Consider the following 21,665-nt stretch of genomic DNA (forward strand, 5'->3'; position numbering starts at 1 on the left):
GCTGACACGGGATGAGTCGTCAGGTTTACAGGTGCGGAGCAGGAATGGCGGTCGCCGGCAGGGGCGCTTTCAACTGTTGCAGTTGCGCCTTGATCGGTGTGCTAGCGCACTTGGCTGCGGCCTGCTCCGCTGTCAGATCACGGATCGAGGTGTAGAACAGTTCGCAAGTTTTGACTTTCTGCGTGACCTGCCAGGTTTGCGTGCAAGTGTTCAGCGTGGTCTGCGCGTTGCTGCCCGGTTTGCTGCCCATGCCGGCCTGCCAGCAGGCGGCGCTCAAATCCTGACCCATGACTTTCAGGCCCGCAGCATCGGCCTTGGCCTGCGCATCGTCGCCGGTGTAGCTTTTCGGATCGGCGGCGTACCAGATGTAACTCGGATGGTTGGACCCCAGCACCGGCACCTGCACGCCCTCGCTCGGGCTGATGGTCGCCAGGCCCAATACGCCGACGGTCGGCCCGTATTGCTGTTTGATCCAGTTACGCACCGGCGCACCGAACGCGACCATCGGCAGCGTCGTGCCGCTGGCAGTCTGGCTGAACTGCTTGACCAGCGTGGTCTGGTAGTCCTTGAAATAGTCGTACACGCCTTCCAGGTCGCTACCGGCATTGGACGGCGCGGCAATCGGGGCGATGTCGATGATGGTCTGATAAGCCGGCGTCTGCTCAGCGGGAATGCCATTGTCAGTGAGCAACGTCGCCCAGCGATCAGTGGTGTTGGAGCGCAAATAATCCTGCGCCTGAGTCAGCGAATAATCCGGCGGGAAGTGCAGCAACTCGACACTTTTACGGTTTTCCAGGGCCATGCCCAGCGGCAGGAACAGATACCAGCTGTAAGCCCATTTACCATCGGCATTGAGCTTGCTGGCGCCGTTGTAGGCCAAGTCGCCAGCGTCAAGCAGCGCCGCCAGCGGTTTGTCGTAACCCTGCGGCACACCAGAGATCTCGGCGTAGAGCTGATCGTTGTCGGTCTTCACCAGCACCTTGGCGTCGGCATAGCCATCGCGCTGTACGCTTTGGGTCAGGTAATGCGCAACGGTCTGCTCCAGCGTCCAGTTGCGGTAACAGATGACGTGACAATTATTGGGATAAGCGAAGAGGCGCGTGACGCGCTCGGTGCTGCCCAGTTTCAGGTCGACATCGGCGTGGGCGGCGGCGCTCAGCGTCAGTGCGGTGAGGGCCAGTGCGGCGGGGGAAAGTCCTGCGAACTTGAACATGCTCAGATCCTTTTCAGCGTGGAATTCCCCGCAAGTGTCGGGGGCGTTTCATAGTGGATCAGCCGTGTGGCACAAAAAAGCTGGTCGGTACGATTTTTTTCAGCGAGTAGCGCAAGAAATGTGGGAGCCAGCCTGCTGGCGATAGCGGTATGTCAGGCAACACTGAAGTCGACTGATAGTTTGCTATCGCCAGCGGGCTGGCTCCCACAGTTGCAGCAGGCAGCTACTTGATGGCTACGGCATCACCGGCGGCGTATACGCCAACGTCGTCCCCAGCGCCCACAGCAGCACCAGCACCAGCGGCGTGTGCACCAGCAATTGCACGAACGAGAAGCCGATCAGATCCCGCGCCTTCAAGCCGAGTACGCCGAGCAGCGGCAGCATGTAGAACGGGTTGATCAGGTTCGGCAGTGCTTCGGCGGCGTTGTAGATCTGCACGGCCCAGCCGAGGTGGTACTGCAAGTCGTTGGCGACCTGCATCACGTACGGCGCTTCGATGATCCACTTGCCGCCGCCCGACGGAATGAAAAAGCCAATAATCGCCGAGTAGACGCCCATCAGCAGCGCATAGGTGTCGTGCGAGGCGATGCTGACGAAGAACGTCGAAATGTGGTGCGCCAGAGTCTGCGCATCCGCGCCTTTGACCGTGGTCATCAACGCGGCGATCGAGCCGTACAGCGGAAACTGGATCAGCACGCCAGTGGTGGTCGGCACGGCGCGCGCCACCGCATCGAGAAAGCTGCGCGGGCGCCAGTGCAGCAGGGCGCCGAGCATGATGAACAGGAAGTTGTAGGTATTGAGCCCGGAAATCGCGGTGATCGCCGGTTTGCTGGAAAATTCATGGAACAACCATCCCGCCGCCAGCAGCACCAGCACGATGATCAACAGCGGGCTGTGTTCCAGCCATTCGCCCGGTCGTGTGCGCGGTTGCAGCGGTGGCAGGTTGAACGCCGGGTCGATGCCGCAGGCCTTCGCGTCCCGCGCCGAGTTCGGGCCGGGTGCGGTGGCGTAAGCGATGATGATCGAGATCACGATCAGCGCCAGCAACATTACGCCCGACTGCCAGAGGAAAATGGTTTCGGTGAACGGAATCACCCCGGTGATCGACAGGATCGACGGCGGCAGGCTGGCAGGGTTGGCCTGCAGTTGCGCGGCGGACGACGACAAACCCAGCGCCCACACCGCGCCAAGGCCGAGATACGCAGCGGCGCCGGCGGCGCGGTAATCCATTTTCAGGTCGGTACGGCGGGCGAGGGCGCGCACCAGCAGACCACCGAAGACCAGCGACAGGCCCCAGTTGAGCAAGGAAGCGACCATCGAGATCAACGCCACCCAGGCCACGGCGGAGCGGCCATTTTTCGGGACCCGCGCCAGTCGGTCGATCAGTTTGACCGCAGGCGGCGAGCTGGCGACCACGTAGCCGCCGATCACCACGAAGGCCATCTGCATGGTGAACGGAATCAGGCTCCAGAAACCGTCGCCGAAGGCCATTGCCGCCGCGGTGGGTTTGGCACCCATGGCCAGAGTGGCGAGGGTAACGATGATGACGGCCAACGCGGCAAATACCCAGGAATCGGGAAACCAGCGTTCGGCAAAACTTGAACAGCGCAGGGCAAAGCGCGCAGAGCGGCTATCTTCGATATCAACGGCCACGGGGAGTACCTCGGAATTTTTATGGTTATTTTGGTCTGGCAGGCGAAACACAAATCCCTTGTAGGAGTGAGCCTGCTCGCGATAGCGCAATCACATTCAACACATTCAGTGACTGGACGCACGCCATCGCGAGCAGGCTCACTCCTGCAGGGCAGCGGTGTTCATCCTGCAGACAGGCATTTACAGTAAATCAAGCGCCGCCCATTTGTGATCAGCTTTTGCAAAACCATGACTATGGTCTAACGGGTTGTCCCCCCGTCCATTTGCGTAGACCATGGGCGCCTTGGTTTTTTGCCTGATCCAGAGTTCTTTGCGATGACTGCCCAAATCCCGGCCAGACCTGCGCCGTTCAGCCGCTCCGACTACAAGACCCTTGGCCTTGCGGCCCTCGGCGGGGCGCTGGAAATCTACGACTTCATCATTTTCGTATTTTTTGCCCTGACCCTCAGTCAGCTGTTCTTCCCGCCGGAAATGCCCGAGTGGCTGCGCCTGCTGCAGAGCTTCGGCATCTTCGTCACCGGCTATCTCGCACGGCCGCTGGGCGGCATCCTGATGGCGCATTTCGCCGACCGTTTGGGCCGCAAAAAGGTCTTCAGCCTGAGCATCCTGATGATGGCGCTGCCGTGCCTGCTGATCGGGATCATGCCGACTTATGCACAGATCGGTTATTTCGCACCGCTGCTGTTGCTGGCGCTGCGCATCCTTCAGGGCGCAGCCGTGGGGGGCGAAGTGCCGAGTGCCTGGGTATTCGTCGCCGAACACGCACCGTCCGGTCACCGCGGTTACGCCCTTGGCTTTTTGCAGGCCGGGCTGACCTTCGGCTATCTGATCGGTGCACTGACCGCGACATTCCTCGCCCAGGTCTTCACTCCAGCGGAAATTCTCGATTACGCCTGGCGTTATCCCTTCCTGCTCGGCGGAGTGTTTGGGGTGGTTGGCGTTTATCTGCGCCGCTGGCTGAGCGAAACACCGGTTTTCATCGCGATGGAGGCGCAGCGCGAGGCGCGGGTCGAACTGCCACTGCGCACCGTGTTGCGCGAGCACCGACTGGCGATGTTGCCGGCGATGCTGCTGACCTGCGTGCTGACCTCGGCGGTGGTGGTGTTTGTGGTCATCACGCCGACGATGATGCAAAAGACGTTTGGCATGACCGCCAGCCACACCTTCGGCCTCAGTGCGCTGGGCATCGTTTTCCTCAACATCGGTTGCGTGCTCGCCGGTCTGCTGGTCGATCGCATCGGCGCGTGGCGCACGGTCATGTTCTACAGCCTGCTGCTGCCACTGGGCATCGGCGTGCTGTATGCCTGCCTGATCGCAGGCGGGCAGTGGGTCGGCCTGGCTTATGCCGTGGCCGGGCTCGGTTGCGGAGTCGTCGGCGCGGTGCCTTCGGTGATGGTCGGGCTGTTTCCAGCGCGTATTCGCGTGTCGGGCATTTCCTTTACCTACAACATTGCCTACGCCGCGTGGGCGAGCGTTACGCCATTGTTGCTGATCGGGCTGATGCCCTGGAGCCCTTGGATCTGCGTGATGTTCTGCGCAGTGATGGGCGTGGTGGGCATGCTGACGGCCGCTTATTTCGGTGCTCGCATGCCTCGCACAGGGCCCTGTCAGGCCGCGGGCGCTGCCTGAGCAGAAACCGCCGAACTATTTTCGACTGACGGGTCTCGCGGCCGCTTCAGAAAAGCTCTGCAAGGCCGATGGCTAGGTTGTACGCCGCGTTCAACCCTGCCATTGGTGCTTTCCCATGTTCAATAAACGCTTGAAGCAAGAGCTGGCCGCTCTCCGTGAAGAACTCTCCAGCCTTGTGCAAGTGAAGGAAAGCCTGGAAAGCGAGATGCTGGCGCTGACGCTTGAGGCCGACGGGCGGATTCGTTCGGTCAACCAGAACTTCCTTGGCGAGATGATTTACAAAAGCCAGGACCTGATCGGCCGGGCGCTTGAAGACATCGTCCCGGCCCACGTCAAAACCAACGAATTCCATCTGCGCTTCAAGAACGCAATGACCCGTGGCGAGCATTTTGCCGGTGCCGTGCGCCTGGTGCGTGGCAATGGCGAAGAGGCGTGGCTACGCTCGATCGTCCAGCCCGTGCGTGCTTCCGATGGCCGGATCAGACATATTTCGTTCTACGCCAGCGACCTGACCCGCACCATCGAAGCCTCCCGCGAGCATGAAAACCTGATCGGCGCGCTGGTGCGCTCTACCGCTGTGATCGAATTCGATCTCAATGGCAACGTACTCACCGCCAACGATCGTTTCCTCAATGGCATGGGTTACAGCCTGGCGCAGATCAAGGGCAAACATCACCGCACGTTCTGCGCGCCGGAGGAATACAACAGCGGCGAGTATCAGAATTTCTGGCGCCGCTTGAACAATGGCGAGTTCGTCGCGGGTCGTTTCAAGCGTATCGACAGCCATGGCCGCGATGTCTGGCTGGAAGCGTCCTACAACCCGGTGGTCGATGCCAACGACAAACTGTACAAAGTGGTGAAGTTCGCCACGGTCATCACCGATCAGGTCAACCGCGAACAAGCTGTTGCCGACGCGGCCAGCATCGCCTACAGCACCTCGCAACAAACCGACAGCACCGCGCAACGTGGCACGACGGTGGTCACCGAAGCGGTCAACGTGATGCGTGATTTGTCGCGGCACATGCAAGCCGCCGGGGAGGGCATCGAGGCGCTCAACGAGCAGTCAATGGTGATCGGCACCATCGTCAAAACCATCAGCGGCATCGCCGAACAGACCAACCTACTGGCGCTCAACGCCGCGATCGAAGCCGCCCGTGCCGGCGAGCAGGGTCGCGGCTTTGCCGTAGTCGCCGATGAAGTGCGACAGCTGGCTTCGCGCACCAGCCAGGCCACCGACGAGATCGTCACCGTGGTCCGGCAGAACCAGGAAATGGCCCGCAATGCGGTGGCGCTGATGACCGACGGCAAGCTGCAGGCCGAGCAAGGCCTGGCACTGGCGGCAGAGGCGGGGACGGTGATTGTCGAAATCCAGGACGGAGCACAGAAAGTGGTAGACGCGGTGGGTCAGTTCGCCAATCAACTGTCTCACTGACACCCTGCTGATCGTTCCCACGCTCTGCGTGGGAACGCCTCTCGGGACGCTCCGCGTTCCCTTGCCGGCGTGACGCAGAGCGTCACAGGATGCATTCCCACGCAGAGCGTGGGAACGATCACCGAGGTGTCACAGGTTCTGTGATTCTCCAGTAGCAGCGCTACAATCGGCTCCTTTACCCGCGGAGCAGACCCCCATGAGCGATTCCCACCGCCGCCCGGTACCCTTGAACAAAGCCTACCGCTTGCTCAATCACGGCCCGACCGTGCTGGTCAGCGCGGCCCACGATGGGCAGCGCAACATCATGGCCGCCGCCTGGGCCATGCCCCTGGATTTCGAACCGCCGAAAGTCGCCGTGGTGCTGGATAAGTCCACCTGGACCCGCCAGCTGCTCGAAGCCTCGGGCACCTTCGTACTCAACGTTCCTTGCGCCGATCAGGCCGACATCGTGCAAACCGTCGGCAACACCTCGGGGCTGGAAATTACCCAGAGCCAGGGACGGGACAAATTTCAGGCCTGCGGTCTGCAAACCTTCATCGGCGAACAGGTCGCAGCGCCGCTGCTCGACGGCTGCGTCGCCTGGCTCGAATGCCGCCTGCTGCCGGAACCACGCAACCACCAGCAATACGACCTGTTCCTCGCCGAAGTCATCGCCGCCCATGCCGACGAACGCGTGTTCAGCGACGGGCGCTGGCATTTCGAAGGGCATGACGGTTTGCGCACGCTGCACCATGTTGCCGGGGGGCATTTTTTGAAGATTGGTGATGCGGTGGATGGCAAGACGCTAAAGGTTTAAGCAGCGTTGATGGAAATCCGTCAGCGGATGTAGCAAGGTATAAGACTCACCTTATTTCAGGCGCCTGAATCATGGACTTTTCCGCTGCCGGTTATCTCGCCCCGCTGTTGTCGCTGGCGCTGTTGTGGACTGTTGCCGTGGTCACGCCCGGCCCGAATTTTTTCAACATCGCTCAGTTGGCGGCGAGTCAGTCGCGTCGGCATGGTGTGGTGGCTGCGCTGGGCGTGGCGACCGGCACGGTGCTATGGGGGCTCGCGGGCGGCTTGGGAATCAAGACACTGTTCAGCGTCGCGCCGACGCTATATCTGGGCTTCAAGATCGCCGGCGGTTGCTACCTGATTTATCTGGGATTGAAGCAATTCAAGCGCAAGGGAGCGATTGCTCCCGGTGAGCCCGCTGCAACCCACCAGACCTGTCTCAGCGTTTACGCTCGCGGTTTGCTCGGCAATATGACCAACCCGAAATCGGCACTGTTCGTCACCACCATCTTCGCCACCGCCATGCCGGCTCACGTATCGCCGCTCCTGCTGGCGCTGGCCGTGCTGACCATGGCCACGTTGTCCTTCAGTTGGTATTGCTGCGTCGCACTTTTCTTCGCCAGCCGCCGGGTTGCCGGTGTTTACGAACGGTCACGGCAGTGGCTGGATCGGTTGGCGGGTGGCTGCTATTTGTTGTTTGGGGCGCATTTGGTGGCGAATCGTTGAGAGCGATTGAGGGACACGCCGATAAAAAAGGCCTACCACCCGGTAAGCCTTTTCTTTTTGCATCGTAGACTCAGTCGCCGAGCGCTTCGCCTTCACGCCGTGGATCGGCGCCACCTTCCAACGACACTTTCCGCTGTGCATCCTTGACCCGCACGATGGCCTGGGTGCCGCTGGTCATGTCGATTTCGCTCACGATATGCCCTTTGTCTTTCAGTGCCTGTACCAGCGCCGGGCTGAACTGGCCCTGTTCCAGTTCGGTCGGGCCGTTGCGGCTGCCGAAGTTGGGCAGGCTGATCGCGCGTTGTGCGTCGAGGTCCCAGTCGAGCAGGCCGATGGTGGTCTTGGCGACGTATTCAATGATTTGCGAGCCGCCGGGCGAGCCGACCGTGGCGACGAATTCGCCGCTCTGGCGATCAAAGATCAGGGTCGGCGCCATCGACGAGCGCGGGCGTTTGCCGGGTTCGACGCGGTTGGCGACTTTCTGACCGTTCTCTTCGGGGATGAACGAGAAATCGGTCATCTGGTTATTGAGCAGAAAGCCCTGAACCATCAGGTGTGAGCCGAATGCGGCTTCGATGGTGGTGGTCATCGACACCGCGCCGCCGAGGTCATCCACCGCCACGACTTGTGAGGTGGAAATACGCAATGGCGAACGGTCCGGCGCGTAGGCAACCTGCACGCCCGGCGGTGTGCCCGGTTTGGCAGTGCCCATGCTGCGTTCGCCAATCAGGCTGGCGCGGCTGGCCAGATAACCCTGGTCGACCAGACCTTTGACCGGCACCGGCACGAAGTCGGTGTCCGCGACATATTGCGCACGGTCGGCGTAGGCGAGCCGTTCGGCTTCCGCGATCAGGTGCACGGCTTGCGGGTCCGGTTCAATGCCGGCCGGTTTGTCGGTCTTGACCGGTTTGAGCGGTGTCAGCGAAAGGCGCGGATCACGGGTTTCCAGGGCCTGCAACGTGCCGAGGATTTGCGCCACGGCGATCCCGCCCGACGACGGTGGCGGCATGCCGCACACCTGCCAGCGCTTGTAGTCCGTGCACAGCGGCGCACGCTCCTTGGCCTGATAGCGTTGCAGATCGGTCAGCGACAGGCTGCCGGGGTTGGCGTGACGCTGGACCTTGGCGACGATTTCCTCAGCGATCGGACCTTTGTAAAACGCGTCTGCACCTTCACTGGCGATGCGCTTGAACACGGCGGCCAAGGCCGGATTCTGCAGGCGCGTGCCGACGGCTTTGACGCTGCCATCGCTGTTCAAAAAGTAGGCGGCCATGTCGGGCGACTGGCGCAGCGCCGAATCGGCGGCAAGCAACGAGTACAGGCGCGGGGAGATGGCGAAACCCTGCTCGGCCAGTTGGATCGCCGGCTCGAACAACCTGGCCCACGGCAGACGCCCGTGTTGTTTGTGCGCCATTTCCAGCGCACGCAACACCCCGGGCGTGCCGACCGACCGGCCGCCAATCTGCGCCTGCGGGAAAGCCATCGGTTTGCCGTCCGCTTGTAGAAACAGCTTCTCGGTAGCGCCTGCCGGCGCTGTCTCGCGCCCGTCATAGGTGCGCACCTGTTTGCCATCCCACAACACGATCATCGCCCCACCACCAATCCCGGACGACTGCGGCTCGACCAGCGTCAGCACCGCCTGCATCGCAATCGCCGCATCGATCGCCGAACCACCCTGACGCAACATCTCCCGACCCGCCTCGGCGGCCAGTGGATTGGCGGCAGCAGCCATGTGTTTGTTGGCGTGGCGGGTTTGCAGATCGGTGCGATAACCGGAAGCGCCTTCCGGTGCCAGCGGCAACATCGAGGAGGGCGGGGCGTTGCACGCGGTGAGGGTCAGGGCACTGATAAGCAGTGTAAGAACTGGCAGGCGAAAGCGGCTCAAGGGCTGGGTTGAAAACACGCGGGCTCTCCGTCCGTGGGATAGAAGTGTTGGGGGACTTTAGCGAGCGGGCGGTGGGGGTGCAAACCGGGTGAGGATTTGATCCTTGGTCAAAGTGTTTCGGAAGCACTCGGGCCTCTCGTAACGGGCTCAGTCAAATCAAAGGTTTTGTACTTGTAGTACTCCGCTCTGGGTTGGTATTTACCCTTCATTTCTCCTACAGACTTTTCAGGTCGACAACCTACGCACCCTTGCCTGAGGATGTTTTCTATTGAATTTCCCCAGGATGGATTTCAGGTAGAGGGACAAGTCCGTTGTTATTCAACTCCATTTCCAGTCGGCGATTGTCATGAGTGTTTCCAATGAGGAGGACCGCGCTTTTCTGATGGCGATGGGCAGTCGCATCGCTCACTTACGTATGGTGCATGAGATCACACAGACTCGGTTGGCACGGGCTTTAGGTCTTTCTCGACAGACCTTTCAGGGTTACGAAGAGGGCACGCGCAGCATGCCGGTCACGACACTGGTGAAGATGGCATTTGCGCTTCGCGTTCCTGTTGAAGAGCTGCTCGGGGTTCCCTCGTACACGGAAACGCCCAGACGCAGCTTGACCTCGACCTGGTATCGACGGCTGCAGTCCATCAATGAGCTGCCGAAAGTCCAGCAGAAGGTCGTAGCGCAGATGCTCGATGCGCTGATCGCACAAGCAACGAGCAAGACAAGCAACGGAGAAGGAGAAGTTTGAAGTAACTCAAAGAACGCGGAACCAAGGTGCTACCAACACTTTGGCCCCGCTAACCACAAGCAGCTAAGAAGGAGCTAATTATGGCTAAGGCCGATCATACGTCATCAACCCCTATCACTGAACGCCGGTTGAAAATCGCCGCAGACTTTTACCCGGTCCACATAAAGGATCAACCTCACAGCCCCGCCAAACCGGTGCCCTGGATCAGGCTACGCGGACTGTGGTTAAGACAGGCAGGATTCGAGGTGAACGAGAACGTGAAAGTCCGTGTGATGAAAGGTTGTCTGGTGATTACTGCGGAATAGATGAATCGCCGAGTAAAGCCGCAATGCTATTTACGTAAGAAAAAACGCCGCTAACATTCAGTGATAGCGGCGTTTTTCTCAGATAGCGCTTTTGATTTTCTTGATTTTTATGGGGGCAGGGCCCGTGTTACTTGGCTATAAGCCTGGTTGTTACGAAGGCCTTATCTTGAATGTGATATTGGCTTATGTGAAAAAAAGCGAAGCGCAAACTGTAAGAAAGTCTGACTGATGAGCAACTGCGGACCCATTGATCGGTGGTAGCGCATCGCTACACCTCTAGGGTAAACAGTGATTCGGATAGATCGGTAACCGGGCGGGGGATTATTGCAAGCATAAAAAAACGGCCTACCTTTCGGTAAGCCGTTTTTAGTACTTGGTGGCTACACAGGGACTTGAACCCCGGACCCCAGCATTATGAATGCTATGCTCTAACCAACTGAGCTATGTAGCCAAGTGGCGCGCATTATTCCCCTGAAATGGAAAAGCGTCAAGCGTAAATCCAAAATATTTCTTCTTATTTTCAACCGCTTATCCTCCGGCCCCGAAAATCGGGGCCGGGGAGGGTGTCAGCGCAGGCGGAATCTGGCGGTATTGGCGCTCAAGGCTTCGCTGCCCAGGCTCAAGGTGTCTGCCGCAATGTTCACCGCCCGCGCGCCTTCGAGCAAACGCACCGCCGCTTGATCGACCTGCTGGATGTTGCCGCTCACCTCATCGGCGGTGCTCGCCTGTTCCTCAACCGCCGTGGCGATCTGCGCCAGGGTGTCGGTGACGCTCTGAACGGCGCTGGCAATTTCGCCCAGGCGTTCACCGAGGCCGGTGACGGCGGCGGCGTCCGATTGCGCCTGGCCGCACGCGGCTTCCATCAGGCTGACTGCTTCATTGACGGTGGCACGCAGGCTGTCGACGGTGCCGGCGATCTGTGCGGTGGATGACTGGGTGCGTTGCGACAGGCTGCGCACTTCGTCAGCAACCACGGCAAAGCCACGACCCTGTTCACCGGCGCGTGCCGCTTCGATCGCCGCGTTGAGGGCCAGCAGGTTGGTTTGCTCGGCGACGCCGCGAATGGTGTCGACGACCAGTTGAATCTGCTGGCCTTGTTCGCTGACCCGACCCAATGCCGCTGCTGTTTCGTTCAAGCGCTGATTGAGCTGCTGAATGCTCGCCGTGGTGCGCTGGCTGTCGCGGCTGCTCTCAGCGGCGATGCGCCGGGTGTGCTGGGCGCTGCCAGAGGCCTGTTCGCAGCTCTGCGCCACGCCTTGCGAGGTGGCGGCGAGTTGCGTGGCCGCTGCGGCGATCTGGCTGATCTGCAATTGTTGCGCCTCGACTTCGCTGAGCGCACCGCTGGAATGATCGTTGAGGCTGCGCACCGCGTTGCTCAGTTGCGAAGTTTCGTGATCGACGCCGAGCATGCTGCTGCGCAGTTGCACCACGGCCACGTTGAGCGCGGTGCTGATGGCCGCCAGCTCATCACGGCCGACTACCGGCACCTGCAGGCTCAGATTGCCGTCACGCAGGGCTTCGGCGAGCAGCGTGATGCCGCTGGCGCTGCGGCGGATCGAGGCTTGCAGGCAAATGAACAGGTATAACGCGGCCAGCAGCAGACAACCGAAGATCGCCGCGACCAGGATGAACTGACGGATAGCCGAGCTGTGATAGGCGTCGAGCCGCTGATCCAGCGACAGCAGCGATTGCTGGCGCAGGGACGCGAGGTTGATCAGCAGGGCGTCGAGGCTGCGCTCGAAGTCTTCCGGTTTCAGATTGATGCTGCCCCCGAACACGCCGTCGTCGAGCACTTTCAAGCCGCTGTCGAGGTGTTTGAGGCTGTCGTGGTATTGGCTGGCCCAGCTCTGCTGGTCTGTCGGCAGGCGTGCTTCGAGCAGCGTGGCGGTTTTGACCAGTTGCTCGCGGGCGTCGCCGATGCGGCTGCGCAGGTCACGCAATTGCAAACGGCTCTGCAAGGTAAATTGGCCGGAGACCACCGAGGCCTGGCCGACCGCGGCGAGGCGGCCGATTCGCTCGATCAGGTCCGGCGCGTGTTGCGTGGAGATCTGCGTCAGCAGATAGGTTTCCAGCCACGGCGCGAGCGTCAGGCGATTGTCCATGACGATCTGCTCGCGCAACGCTTGCAACGCGCCCAAGGCGTTGGTAAAGCGGTCGTAGCCGTCCGGCCACCAGCCGACGCTGCTCAGGCTTTTCGAATCGAGGCTATTGAGCGCGGTTTGCAGCGCTTGATAGCGCGTCAGCGTTTCGCCTTCGGCTCCTTCGTTATTCAGTGCTGTACCCAGGTCCGTAGTGGCTTGCAATACGGCAGGCTGCACCTTGTCGAACGCGGCCATGGCCGCCAGTGTGGCCGGCGTCGGTTGCCGGTTGGTTTCCGTAGCGCGCCAGCGGGCGGCGCGGTCGCGTTGCGCGGCGAGCAGGTTGTCCAGCGCATCCAGCGCCAGCAACTGGCGCACGCCGGCGCGCTCGCCGGAGATAAGACTGAGCTTTTCGCGATAGTCCTGACCGATCATCAACAGGCTACCGGCCAACGGCAGAATGAACAGCAGAAACAACAACTGGAATTTACGTGCGAAGCCAAATCGCCCCAGCAATTTGATCCCCGGCGAAAGAAAAGCCTGCATGCCCCATGACTCCCCCGGACACCACGCACCATTGGCGTGCATCGCAGTCGCTCGACCTTGATGTTGTGCCCTGCTAAAAGGCCTCGAAAGTTCACTCTTGCCCGCTCTGTAGGCCGGCTCTGTAGCGAAACTTCCCATTGTCGGTCGCCTTTGTAAGGCGGCCGCGTTCAAGCAGAGAAGCAAGGCAAGATTCAGACCATGGCGTTGCGCTATCACCTGGCAATCGACGACCCGTCAGTTAGTTAGCTGGCTAAGGGGATAGCGCAGGCGCACCGAAAAATGGCACATTGACGCACCTGCCTGCGGGCACCCCTCTGCTGTCCGGAAAATTCCATGGCTATCAGCAATGTTCAGACCGCCGCTGCCTCGGCGACCGCTGCTCCGCAAAGCAGCCCTTTGGTGACGCGCATCATCGGCGCGGTAGCGCTGGCGCATTTGATCAACGACCTGATCCAGTCGGTGCTGCCGTCGATCTATCCGATGCTCAAGGCCAATTACGGCCTGACGTTCACCCAGGTCGGCCTGATCACTTTGACTTTCCAATTGACGGCGTCGCTGTTGCAGCCGTGGGTGGGTTATCACACTGATCGACATCCGAAGCCGTGGCTGCTGCCAGCCGGTTCGATTTGCACGCTGATCGGCATTGTGATGATGTCGATGGTTGGCAGCTTCCCCTTGATTCTGCTGGCGGCGGCGCTGATCGGCATCGGCTCCTCGACATTTCACCCCGAAGCCTCGCGGATTGCGCGACTGGCCTCGGGCGGGCGTTACGGTCTGGCGCAATCGACCTTTCAGGTCGGTGGTAACGCGGGTTCGGCATTCGGCCCGCTGCTGGCGGCGGCGATCATCATTCCGTTTGGTCAGGGCAACGTCGCGTGGTTCGGCCTGTTCGCGGTGTTTGCGTTGTTCGTGCTGTACCGCATCAGCCGCTGGTACGCCCATCACTTGAACTTGTTCAAGCTCAAGGCCGGCCAGGCTGCGGCTCACGGCTTGTCGAAGGGCAGGGTGATCAGTGCGCTGGTGGTGCTGGGGCTGTTGGTGTTCTCCAAGTATTTCTACATGGCCAGCCTCACCAGCTATTTCACCTTTTACCTGATCGAGAAATTCGACCTGTCGGTGGCCAGCTCGCAGTTGCACCTGTTCCTGTTTCTCGGCGCGGTAGCGGCGGGGACATTCTTCGGCGGGCCGATCGGCGACAAGATCGGCCGTAAGGCGGTGATCTGGTTCTCGATCCTCGGCGTGGCGCCGTTCACCTTGCTGATGCCTCACGTCGATCTGTTCTGGACCAGCGTGCTCAGCGTGGTGATCGGCTTTATTCTGGCCTCGGCGTTTTCGGCGATCGTGGTGTACGCGCAGGAACTGGTGCCGGGCAATGTCGGAATGATCGCCGGGGTGTTCTTCGGTTTGATGTTTGGTTTTGGCGGTATTGGCGCGGCGTTGCTCGGGCATCTGGCGGATATACACGGGATCGAGTACGTGTATTTCCTGTGTTCGTTTTTGCCGTTGTTTGGCGTGTTGGCAATTTTCCTGCCGCGCACCAGGAAACCCTGATCCCCACACAGATCCAATTGTAGGAGTGAGCCTGCTCGCGATAGCGTTCTCTCAGCTACAGATGTGCTGACTGACATACCGCTATCGCGAGCAGGCTCACTCCTACAGGGAAATGTGTTGGGCTATACATTTCAGGCACAAAAAAGCCGCGTATCAAACGCGGCTTTTTCTTGCGCGGGTGTTGCTTAGACGTTGAAGCGGAAGTGCATCACATCGCCATCCTTGACGATGTATTCCTTGCCTTCCAGACGCCATTTGCCAGCTTCCTTGGCACCGGGTTCGCCCTTGTACTGGATGAAGTCGTTGTAGGCGATGACTTCGGCGCGGATGAAGCCTTTTTCGAAATCGGTGTGGATCACGCCAGCGGCTTGCGGGGCGGTGGCACCGACCTTGACGGTCCAGGCGCGGACTTCTTCGACACCGGCGGTGAAGTAGGTCTGCAGGTGCAGCATTTCGTAGCCGGCGCGGATCACGCGGTTCAGGCCCGGCTCTTCCAGGCCCAGAGCCTCGAGGAACATGTCCTTTTCTTCGCCGTCGTCGAGCTCGGCGATTTCCGCTTCGATCTTGTTGCACACCGGCACGACCATGGCGCCTTCTTCTTCGGCAATGGCGCGAACCACGTCCAGGTGCGGGTTGTTGTCGAAACCGTCTTCAGCGACGTTGGCGATGTACATGACCGGTTTGGTGGTCAGCAGGTGGAAGCCCTTGATCACTGCCTTTTCGTCAGTGCTCATGTTCTTCATCAGGCTGCGCGCCGGTTTGGCTTCGGTGAAGTGCGCGATCAGCTGCTCCAGCAGCGCCTTCTGCACGACCGCGTCCTTGTCACCGCCCTTGGCGTTGCGCGCGACTTTCTGCAGTTGCTTCTCGCAGCTGTCGAGGTCGGCAAAGATCAGTTCCAGGTCGATGATTTCGATGTCGCGCTTGGGGTCGACGCTGTTGGAAACGTGGATCACGTTTTCGTCTTCGAAGCAGCGCACGACGTGAGCGATGGCATCGGTTTCGCGGATGTTGGCGAGGAACTTGTTGCCCAGACCTTCACCTTTCGAGGCGCCGGCCACCAGGCCTGCGATGTCGACGAATTCCATGGTGGTCGGCAGGATGCGCTTGGGATTGACGATTTCCGCCAGTGCTTGCAGGCGCGGATCCGGCATCGCCACGATGCCGCTGTTCGGCTCGATGGTGCAGAAGGGGAAGTTTTCGGCCGCGATACCGGACTTGGTCAGGGCGTTGAACAGGGTGGACTTGCCGACGTTAGGCAGGCCGACGATGCCGCAATTGAATCCCATGGTGTTTCCCCTCGGGTAAAAGTCAGGCCTTCTGGCTGTGCAGGTTTTTCATCGCGCGGTTCCATTCCCCGGCGAGGATATCCGGCAGCACGCCGAGGGCAAAGTCGATGCTGGCATCGAGTTTTTCCTGTTCGGCGCGTGGCGCACGACCCAGGACGAAATTTGAAACCATACTGGCAACGCCCGGGTGGCCAATGCCAAGCCGCAAGCGGTAGAACGTATTCTGATTACCCAGTTGCGCAATGATGTCGCGCAACCCGTTGTGACCGCCATGGCCGCCGCCCTGCTTGAGCTTGGCAACGCCCGGAGGCAAGTCGAGTTCGTCGTGCGCCACGAGGATTTCTTCAGGCTTGATGCGGAAGAAACCGGCGAGTGCCGCCACGGCCTGGCCGCTGCGGTTCATGTAGGTCGTGGGAATCAGCAGACGAACATCCTGACCCTGATGCGAATAGCGCCCGGTCAGGCCGAAATATTTGCGATCGGCCACCAGATTCACGTTCTGGGCGTGGGCGATGCGCTCAACAAAAAGGGCCCCTGCGTTATGCCGGGTCTGGTCGTATTCAGCGCCTGGATTTCCCAGGCCAACGATCAGTTTGATGGCAGTCACGATAGGGGCCCTTCCTTTGAGTGGTGAATAACATCACCGCAATCTGTGACAGCGGCGAAAGTGGACGAAAAATGCTCATTTACCATGAATGTAAACTCCGCGTTCTCGCCCGCTTTCTCGCTACGTTCCAGTCCGCGATGTTACTTGCTCACTCAGGCAAGCAGAGTGGATTACTCTGCTGCGCCTTCTTCGGTAGCTTCTGGAGCAACACGTGGAGCGTGGACGTTGGCAACAGCCTTGTCATCGCCGTGTGCCAGAGCAACGAACTCAACACCTTTAGGAGCTTTGAGGTCCGACAGGTGAATGATGGTGCCGATTTCTGCTTTCGACAGGTCGACTTCGATGAACTCAGGCAGGTCTTTCGGCAGGCAGGTCACTTCGATTTCAGCAACAACGTGCGAAACTTCGCCGCCTTTCTTCACTGGAGCTTCTTCGCCAACAAAGTGTACAGGCACGATGGCGGTCAGTTTCTGGCCGGCAACAACGCGTACGAAGTCAGCGTGCATCACGTGGCCTTTGGCCGGGTGACGCTGCAGAGCCTTGATGATGACGTTTTGCTTGGTGCCACCAACGTTCAGCTCGATGATGTGGCTGTAAGCCGCTTCGTTTTCGAGCAGTTTGGCAACTTCTTTGGCCAGCATGCTGATGGATTCAGGGGCTTTGTCGCCACCGTAAACTACAGCTGGAACCAGGCTTGCGAGACGACGCAGGCGGCGGCTCGCACCTTTCCCCAGGTCGGAACGCACTTCAGCATTCAGAGTAAAATCGTTCATTTTGTATCTCCAAAATAGCCATGACCGAGTGGCGTTTGCGACCAGCGCCGAACACGGTATGGGCAAAAAAGCCCCGCCCCGGCAGAGATGCCGGGGCGGGGCGCTTTTCGTCAACGAGACATTTCGCGAAGGGCAGGGCCCTTAACGGAACATCGCGCTGATCGATTCTTCATTGCTGATGCGGCGAACCGCTTCGGCAACAACCGGTGCGATATCCAGTTGACGGATACGTGCACAGGCTTGTGCAGCAGCGGACAGCGGGATGGTGTTGGTCACCACCAGCTCGTCCAGCACGGAATTTTCGATATTCTCGATGGCCCGACCCGACAGCACAGGGTGTGTGCAATAGGCAAAGACCTTGGCTGCGCCATGCTCTTTCAGGGCCTTGGCCGCGTGGCACAGAGTGCCGGCGGTATCGACCATGTCATCGACCAGAATACAGGTACGCCCCTGGACATCACCGATGATATGCATCACTTCAGAGTGATTGGCTTTCTCACGGCGTTTGTCGATGATCCCGAGATCGACACCCAGCGACTTGGCAACCGCCCGTGCACGCACGACGCCACCAATGTCCGGGGACACGATCATCAGGTTTTCGAAGCGCTGATCTTCAATGTCATCCACCAGAACCGGGGAGCCGTAGATGTTATCTACCGGAATATCGAAGAAGCCCTGAATCTGGTCAGCATGCAGATCAACCGTGAGAACACGGTCGATGCCGACTACGGTAAGCATGTCAGCGACGACTTTCGCGCTGATGGCCACACGTGCGGAACGCGGACGGCGATCCTGACGGGCATAACCAAAATAAGGAATAACAGCAGTGATACGAGTAGCCGAGGAGCGGCGGAAGGCATCAGCCATCACTACCAGTTCCATCAGGTTATCGTTGGTCGGAGCGCAAGTCGGCTGAATAATGAAGACGTCTTTACCACGAACGTTTTCATTGATCTCGGCTGTGATTTCGCCGTCGGAAAACTTGCCGACAGAGATGTCACCGAGAGGGATATGCAGCTGACGTACGACACGCCGAGCCAGATCGGGGTTAGCGTTCCCCGTAAAGACCATCATCTTGGACACGCGCAGTACCTAGAGGCTGAGGGTAACCTGGATGAGTAGAGAAAATGGCAGGGGCGGCTGGATTCGAACCAACGCATGGCAGGATCAAAACCTGCTGCCTTACCGCTTGGCGACGCCCCTGTATCTGTTGCATCAAGTGCCGAGCACCTGGTTCCTTTAGAGCAGACTTTGCAGTTTGCGGTGCAACATCGAAATGTTGCTGCCTTTGGCTACAAACCCTGTAAGGGTCTCTGTCAGAAGGGCCGAGACTTTATCAGCTTCAGCTTTGCTTGGGAAGCCCCCAAACACACAACTTCCAGTTCCGGTAAGTTTTGCTTCGGTAAATTTACCTAACAAATTCAATGCGTTACGTACTTCTGGATAACGCCTTGCAACCACCGGCAAGCAGTCATTTCGACTGTTTCCCTCGGGAACGGGGCGCACTTTAATGGGCGGTGTGTTACGTGTCAACAAAGGATCGGAAAAAATTTCTGCCGTACTAACAGAGACTTGCGGCACGAGTACCAGATACCACGGTTCTTCGGGGTCGACCGGGGTCAGTTTCTCGCCCACGCCCTCGGCGAACGCCGCGTGGCCACGCACGAAAACCGGCACGTCAGCGCCGAGTGTCAGACCCAGCGCGGCCAGGCGATCCTCATCCCAACCCAACTGCCACAGGTGATTGAGGCCGAGCAACGTCGTTGCCGCATTCGAACTGCCGCCACCGATGCCGCCGCCCATGGGCAGCACCTTGTCGATCCAGATGTCGATACCGAGCGTGCAGCCGGATTGTTGCTGAAGCATTTTCGCTGCGCGCACGATCAGGTTGCTGTCGTGCGGCACGCCAGCGAACTCGGTGTGCAGTCGGATCACGCCGTCATCGCGCACGGCGTAAGTGATTTCATCGCCGTAATCGACAAACTGAAACAGCGTCTGCAATTCGTGATAACCGTCGGCGCGGCGACCGAGGATGTGCAGCATCAGGTTGAGTTTGGCCGGCGAGGGCAGGGTCAGGCGTACAGCGGTCATCGATTACTGCCCCAGCTTGCGCGGTTGCCAGGTCTTGATCACCAGCGTGACGTCGAGGTCGGTGCCGTGCAGCTTGATGCGCTCGGGCAACCAGTAGCCATTCTGTTCGGTGTAGGCGAGGTATTCGACGTTCCAGCCATCCTGCTCAAGGCTGGCCAGGCGGCTGTCGGCGTCCAGATTCAGGCGGCTTTTGCTTTCAGGAGCCGGCAAGCCACGCACCCACCACGCCAGGTTCGACACCGGCAACTTCCACCCAAGCTGTTCTTCGAGCAGGGCTTCGGGCGATTGCGCTTCGTAGCGGCCCTGATTGGCGACTTCCAGCGAGACTTTGCCCGGACGCCCGGTCAGGCGTGCCGCGCCGCGACCCAGCGGGCCGGACAGGCGAATGTCGTAATAGTCCTGACGCTGCAGCCAGAACAACGTGCCGCTGCCGGAATCCTTCGGGGCGCGGATGCCGATCTTGCCGTCGATCTGCCAGCCATCGAGGGCGGTCAGTTGCTGTTTGTTGGCGGCCCATTGAGCCGGGCTGCCGTGGCCCTCGACCGATTCGCGAGTACCAAAACCCGAGCAACCGGCGAGCAGGGCGATGAAGCTGAAAACAATGACGTGGCGCAAAAACATGGGTTAGAGAGTCTCGGATCCGGTCAGGCGCTTGATGGTGCTGCGCAGAATGGTGCTGTCGGGCTGATCCTTGAGGAACTTGCCCCACACTTGTTTGGCTTCGCGTTGACTGCCCTTGGCCCACAACACTTCACCCAGATGCGCGGCGACTTCGTGATCGGGGAAGCGCTCCAGGGCCTGACGCAGGTATTTCTCCGCGTCGTCCAGATTGCCCAGGCGGTAATTCACCCAGCCGAGGCTGTCGAGGACCGCCGGGTCTTCCGGATTGATCTGGTGCGCCTGCTCGATCAGGGTTTTCGCTTCCGCGTAGCGGGTGGTGCGGTCGGACAAGGTGTAGCCCAGCGCATTGAGGGCCATGGCGTTGTCCGGGTCACGCTTGATGATCAGGCGCAGGTCTTTTTCCATTTGCGCCAGATCATTGCGTTTTTCCGCGAGCATCGCTCGGGTGTAGAGCAGATTAAGGTCGTCCGGGTATTGCACCAGCGCTTGCTGCAGAACCGACCAGGCCTTGTCGTCCTGTTTATTGGCCGACAGGGTTTCCGATTCGATCAGAAACAGCTGGATCGCGTAATCCGGTTGTTCGTCACGCTCTGCGCCGAGTTTACTCTGTGCTTCAGCGGTCTTGCCGTTGCTCATCAGAATGTCAGCCTGACGCAATTGCGCCGGCAGAAAGTCGTTGCCCGGGCCGACCTGGGCGTACTCGATGAGCGCGCCTTGCGGATCGTTGCGTTCCTCGGCAATACGACCGAGGTTCAAGTGCGCTGAATCGACATGGCTTTCACGGGCAATCAAGTCTTCCAGATAACCCTTGGCCTCGTCCCAGGCCTTGGCTTCCAGGCACACCAGCGCCAGCGAATAACGCAGTTCGTCGTCTTCCGGGTACTGCTGAACGAGGCTGGAGAACTCGGCCTTGGCGTCGTCCATGCGGTCCTGTTCAACCAGCATGCGCGCGTAGGTCAGGCGCAGGCGTTTGTCGTCCGGGTATTTCTTGATGCTTTTTTGCAACAGCGGCAGCGCTTCGTCGCCACGGTTGAGGATCTGCAGCAAGCGTGCGCGCAGCAGAATCGGTGCGATCTCGCCGTCTTCCGGAGGATTGTCTTCGAGCAGGGCCAGCGCACCTTTGTTGTCGCCGTCCTGTTGCAGCAGCAAGGCCTTGCCGAAAATCAGCTGGCTGTTGTTCGGATGGCGCTGCAGCAAACGGTCGAAACTTTTCATCAGGCCGTTGCGGGTTTCCTGATCGGTGTCGGCGGCCGACAGCGCGAGGAAATCGAAATGGGTGTCGCCCTTGCCCTGCAGGACTTTCTCCATGTACACCATGGAGTCGTCATAACGTCCGGCGCGTGCCAGTTGCACGGCGGCGGCGCGTTGCGCTTCGAGATCGTCCGGAGCGTTTCGCGCCCAGATCAGCGCGGTATCGAGGGCCGGTTGATCGGCGCCCAGGTACTCGGCGATGCGGAAGGCGCGCTCGGAAATGCCCGGATCCTGCGTGTTGATGGCCTGGGTCACGTAGTTGTCCAAGGCAATGTCGAAGCGATTGCGCTGGCCGGCGAGTTCGGCACTCAACAGGCTGAAAACGGTTTCCTCGCTGAACGAGCCGTAGACCTTGGGCTTTTCAGGTGCGGGCGTGGTGTCTTCGACCGACGGCGTGCCGCTCGGCGAAACGGGAGCCATGGCCTGGCAGCCGCTGAGGAAGACAAAAGCGAGGAGCAACGCGGAAGATCTATTCATATAGGAAGAGGACGGCTAAACCTGC

The 21,665-nt window shown here is 59.9% G+C and carries 17 protein-coding genes, 2 tRNA genes and 2 pseudogenes; 8 read left to right on the top strand and 13 right to left on the bottom strand.

The window, feature by feature from the left end:
• Window positions 1–25: 25 nt before the first annotated feature.
• Together BLU24_RS06095 and BLU24_RS06100 are read right to left on the bottom strand one after the other, a co-directional pair.
• Window positions 26–1,213, bottom strand: coding sequence for a hypothetical protein (locus tag BLU24_RS06095; RefSeq protein WP_093098332.1), 1,188 nt, complete (start codon window positions 1,211–1,213; stop codon window positions 26–28).
• Between the two features lie 234 nt (window positions 1,214–1,447).
• Complete coding sequence (locus tag BLU24_RS06100) at window positions 1,448–2,866, bottom strand: short-chain fatty acid transporter (protein WP_093098335.1); 1,419 nt, start codon at window positions 2,864–2,866, stop codon at window positions 1,448–1,450.
• A gap of 315 nt (window positions 2,867–3,181) precedes the next feature.
• Here BLU24_RS06100 and BLU24_RS06105 point away from each other — a divergent pair, with 315 nt between their 5' ends.
• The 5 genes and pseudogenes from BLU24_RS06105 (at window position 3,182) to BLU24_RS06120 (ending at window position 7,427) form a co-directional block, all read left to right on the top strand.
• On the top strand, window positions 3,182–4,495 hold the full coding sequence (locus BLU24_RS06105) for an MFS transporter (RefSeq protein WP_093098338.1): 1,314 nt from the start codon (window positions 3,182–3,184) through the stop codon (window positions 4,493–4,495).
• A gap of 205 nt (window positions 4,496–4,700) precedes the next feature.
• Window positions 4,701–5,339: pseudogene (locus BLU24_RS28140) on the top strand (PAS domain-containing protein); the annotation flags it as partial.
• Between the two features lie 150 nt (window positions 5,340–5,489).
• Window positions 5,490–5,927: pseudogene (locus BLU24_RS28145) on the top strand (methyl-accepting chemotaxis protein); the annotation flags it as partial.
• Window positions 5,928–6,123: 196 nt separating this feature from the next.
• Entirely contained in the window at window positions 6,124–6,723 is a 600-nt protein-coding gene (locus BLU24_RS06115) for a flavin reductase family protein (RefSeq protein WP_093098343.1), read from the top strand.
• 71 nt (window positions 6,724–6,794) lie between these two features.
• Window positions 6,795–7,427: a LysE family translocator gene (locus tag BLU24_RS06120; protein WP_093098346.1), complete on the top strand. Its 633-nt coding sequence runs from the start codon at window positions 6,795–6,797 to the stop codon at window positions 7,425–7,427.
• Between the two features lie 70 nt (window positions 7,428–7,497).
• Here the strand turns inward: BLU24_RS06120 and ggt are convergent, their stop codons facing one another.
• Window positions 7,498–9,330: a gamma-glutamyltransferase gene (ggt, locus tag BLU24_RS06125; protein WP_093098349.1), complete on the bottom strand. Its 1,833-nt coding sequence runs from the start codon at window positions 9,328–9,330 to the stop codon at window positions 7,498–7,500.
• A 328-nt stretch (window positions 9,331–9,658) separates the two neighbouring features.
• Here ggt and BLU24_RS06130 point away from each other — a divergent pair, with 328 nt between their 5' ends.
• Entirely contained in the window at window positions 9,659–10,054 is a 396-nt protein-coding gene (locus tag BLU24_RS06130) for a helix-turn-helix domain-containing protein (protein WP_093098352.1), read from the top strand.
• An 80-nt stretch (window positions 10,055–10,134) separates the two neighbouring features.
• Complete coding sequence (locus BLU24_RS06135) at window positions 10,135–10,359, top strand: SymE family type I addiction module toxin (protein WP_093098355.1); 225 nt, start codon at window positions 10,135–10,137, stop codon at window positions 10,357–10,359.
• 374 nt (window positions 10,360–10,733) lie between these two features.
• On the opposite strand, the gene BLU24_RS06140 is transcribed toward BLU24_RS06135, so the two are convergent.
• Together BLU24_RS06140 and BLU24_RS06145 are read right to left on the bottom strand one after the other, a co-directional pair.
• Window positions 10,734–10,810, bottom strand: a tRNA-Met gene (locus BLU24_RS06140).
• Window positions 10,811–10,925: 115 nt separating this feature from the next.
• Window positions 10,926–12,983, bottom strand: a complete 2,058-nt coding sequence (locus BLU24_RS06145; RefSeq protein WP_093098358.1) for a methyl-accepting chemotaxis protein — start codon at window positions 12,981–12,983, stop codon at window positions 10,926–10,928.
• Window positions 12,984–13,316: 333 nt separating this feature from the next.
• Between BLU24_RS06145 and BLU24_RS06150 the strand changes: the two genes are divergently transcribed.
• Window positions 13,317–14,534: an MFS transporter gene (locus BLU24_RS06150; RefSeq protein WP_093098361.1), complete on the top strand. Its 1,218-nt coding sequence runs from the start codon at window positions 13,317–13,319 to the stop codon at window positions 14,532–14,534.
• Window positions 14,535–14,719: 185 nt separating this feature from the next.
• Here BLU24_RS06150 and ychF read toward each other — a convergent pair whose 3' ends face one another.
• The 8 genes from ychF to BLU24_RS06190 all read right to left on the bottom strand — a co-directional run bounded on the left by ychF (window position 14,720) and on the right by BLU24_RS06190 (window position 21,640).
• Window positions 14,720–15,820, bottom strand: a complete 1,101-nt coding sequence (gene ychF / locus BLU24_RS06155) for a redox-regulated ATPase YchF (RefSeq protein ID WP_090286253.1) — start codon at window positions 15,818–15,820, stop codon at window positions 14,720–14,722.
• 22 nt (window positions 15,821–15,842) lie between these two features.
• Window positions 15,843–16,427: an aminoacyl-tRNA hydrolase gene (gene pth / locus BLU24_RS06160; RefSeq protein ID WP_008079560.1), complete on the bottom strand. Its 585-nt coding sequence runs from the start codon at window positions 16,425–16,427 to the stop codon at window positions 15,843–15,845.
• Window positions 16,428–16,597: 170 nt separating this feature from the next.
• Window positions 16,598–17,200, bottom strand: coding sequence for a 50S ribosomal protein L25/general stress protein Ctc (locus BLU24_RS06165; RefSeq protein WP_090286251.1), 603 nt, complete (start codon window positions 17,198–17,200; stop codon window positions 16,598–16,600).
• A 141-nt stretch (window positions 17,201–17,341) separates the two neighbouring features.
• A complete protein-coding gene (locus BLU24_RS06170) occupies window positions 17,342–18,283 on the bottom strand; it encodes a ribose-phosphate pyrophosphokinase (RefSeq protein ID WP_090286249.1) in 942 nt (313 codons plus the stop codon).
• 45 nt (window positions 18,284–18,328) lie between these two features.
• Window positions 18,329–18,403: transfer RNA gene (locus tag BLU24_RS06175), tRNA-Gln, on the bottom strand.
• A gap of 36 nt (window positions 18,404–18,439) precedes the next feature.
• Entirely contained in the window at window positions 18,440–19,291 is an 852-nt protein-coding gene (gene ispE, locus BLU24_RS06180; protein ID WP_093098364.1) for a 4-(cytidine 5'-diphospho)-2-C-methyl-D-erythritol kinase, read from the bottom strand.
• A gap of 3 nt (window positions 19,292–19,294) precedes the next feature.
• Window positions 19,295–19,912: a lipoprotein insertase outer membrane protein LolB gene (gene lolB / locus BLU24_RS06185; RefSeq protein WP_090286245.1), complete on the bottom strand. Its 618-nt coding sequence runs from the start codon at window positions 19,910–19,912 to the stop codon at window positions 19,295–19,297.
• Between the two features lie 3 nt (window positions 19,913–19,915).
• Entirely contained in the window at window positions 19,916–21,640 is a 1,725-nt protein-coding gene (locus BLU24_RS06190) for a tetratricopeptide repeat protein (RefSeq protein ID WP_093098367.1), read from the bottom strand.
• Between the last annotated feature and the right edge of the window lie 25 nt (window positions 21,641–21,665).

The organism is Pseudomonas sp. Z003-0.4C(8344-21), from assembly GCF_900104975.1.
In the GTDB taxonomy this organism is placed as follows: Bacteria; Pseudomonadota; Gammaproteobacteria; order Pseudomonadales; family Pseudomonadaceae; genus Aquipseudomonas; species Aquipseudomonas granadensis.

Excerpts from the sequence above, each read along its gene's own strand:
- BLU24_RS06095 (WP_093098332.1), bottom strand. The coding sequence starts at position 1,213 with ATGTTCAAGTTCGCAGGACTTTCCCCCGCCGCACTGGCCCTCACCGCA.
- BLU24_RS06105 (WP_093098338.1), top strand. The coding sequence starts at position 3,182 with ATGACTGCCCAAATCCCGGCCAGACCTGCGCCGTTCAGCCGCTCCGAC.
- BLU24_RS06115 (WP_093098343.1), top strand. The coding sequence starts at position 6,124 with ATGAGCGATTCCCACCGCCGCCCGGTACCCTTGAACAAAGCCTACCGC.
- BLU24_RS06120 (WP_093098346.1), top strand. The coding sequence starts at position 6,795 with ATGGACTTTTCCGCTGCCGGTTATCTCGCCCCGCTGTTGTCGCTGGCG.
- BLU24_RS06130 (WP_093098352.1), top strand. The coding sequence starts at position 9,659 with ATGAGTGTTTCCAATGAGGAGGACCGCGCTTTTCTGATGGCGATGGGC.
- BLU24_RS06135 (WP_093098355.1), top strand. The coding sequence starts at position 10,135 with ATGGCTAAGGCCGATCATACGTCATCAACCCCTATCACTGAACGCCGG.
- BLU24_RS06145 (WP_093098358.1), bottom strand. The coding sequence starts at position 12,983 with ATGCAGGCTTTTCTTTCGCCGGGGATCAAATTGCTGGGGCGATTTGGC.
- BLU24_RS06150 (WP_093098361.1), top strand. The coding sequence starts at position 13,317 with ATGGCTATCAGCAATGTTCAGACCGCCGCTGCCTCGGCGACCGCTGCT.
- ychF (WP_090286253.1), bottom strand. The coding sequence starts at position 15,820 with ATGGGATTCAATTGCGGCATCGTCGGCCTGCCTAACGTCGGCAAGTCC.
- BLU24_RS06165 (WP_090286251.1), bottom strand. The coding sequence starts at position 17,200 with ATGAACGATTTTACTCTGAATGCTGAAGTGCGTTCCGACCTGGGGAAA.
- ispE (WP_093098364.1), bottom strand. The coding sequence starts at position 19,291 with ATGACCGCTGTACGCCTGACCCTGCCCTCGCCGGCCAAACTCAACCTG.
- lolB (WP_090286245.1), bottom strand. The coding sequence starts at position 19,912 with ATGTTTTTGCGCCACGTCATTGTTTTCAGCTTCATCGCCCTGCTCGCC.
- BLU24_RS06190 (WP_093098367.1), bottom strand. The coding sequence starts at position 21,640 with ATGAATAGATCTTCCGCGTTGCTCCTCGCTTTTGTCTTCCTCAGCGGC.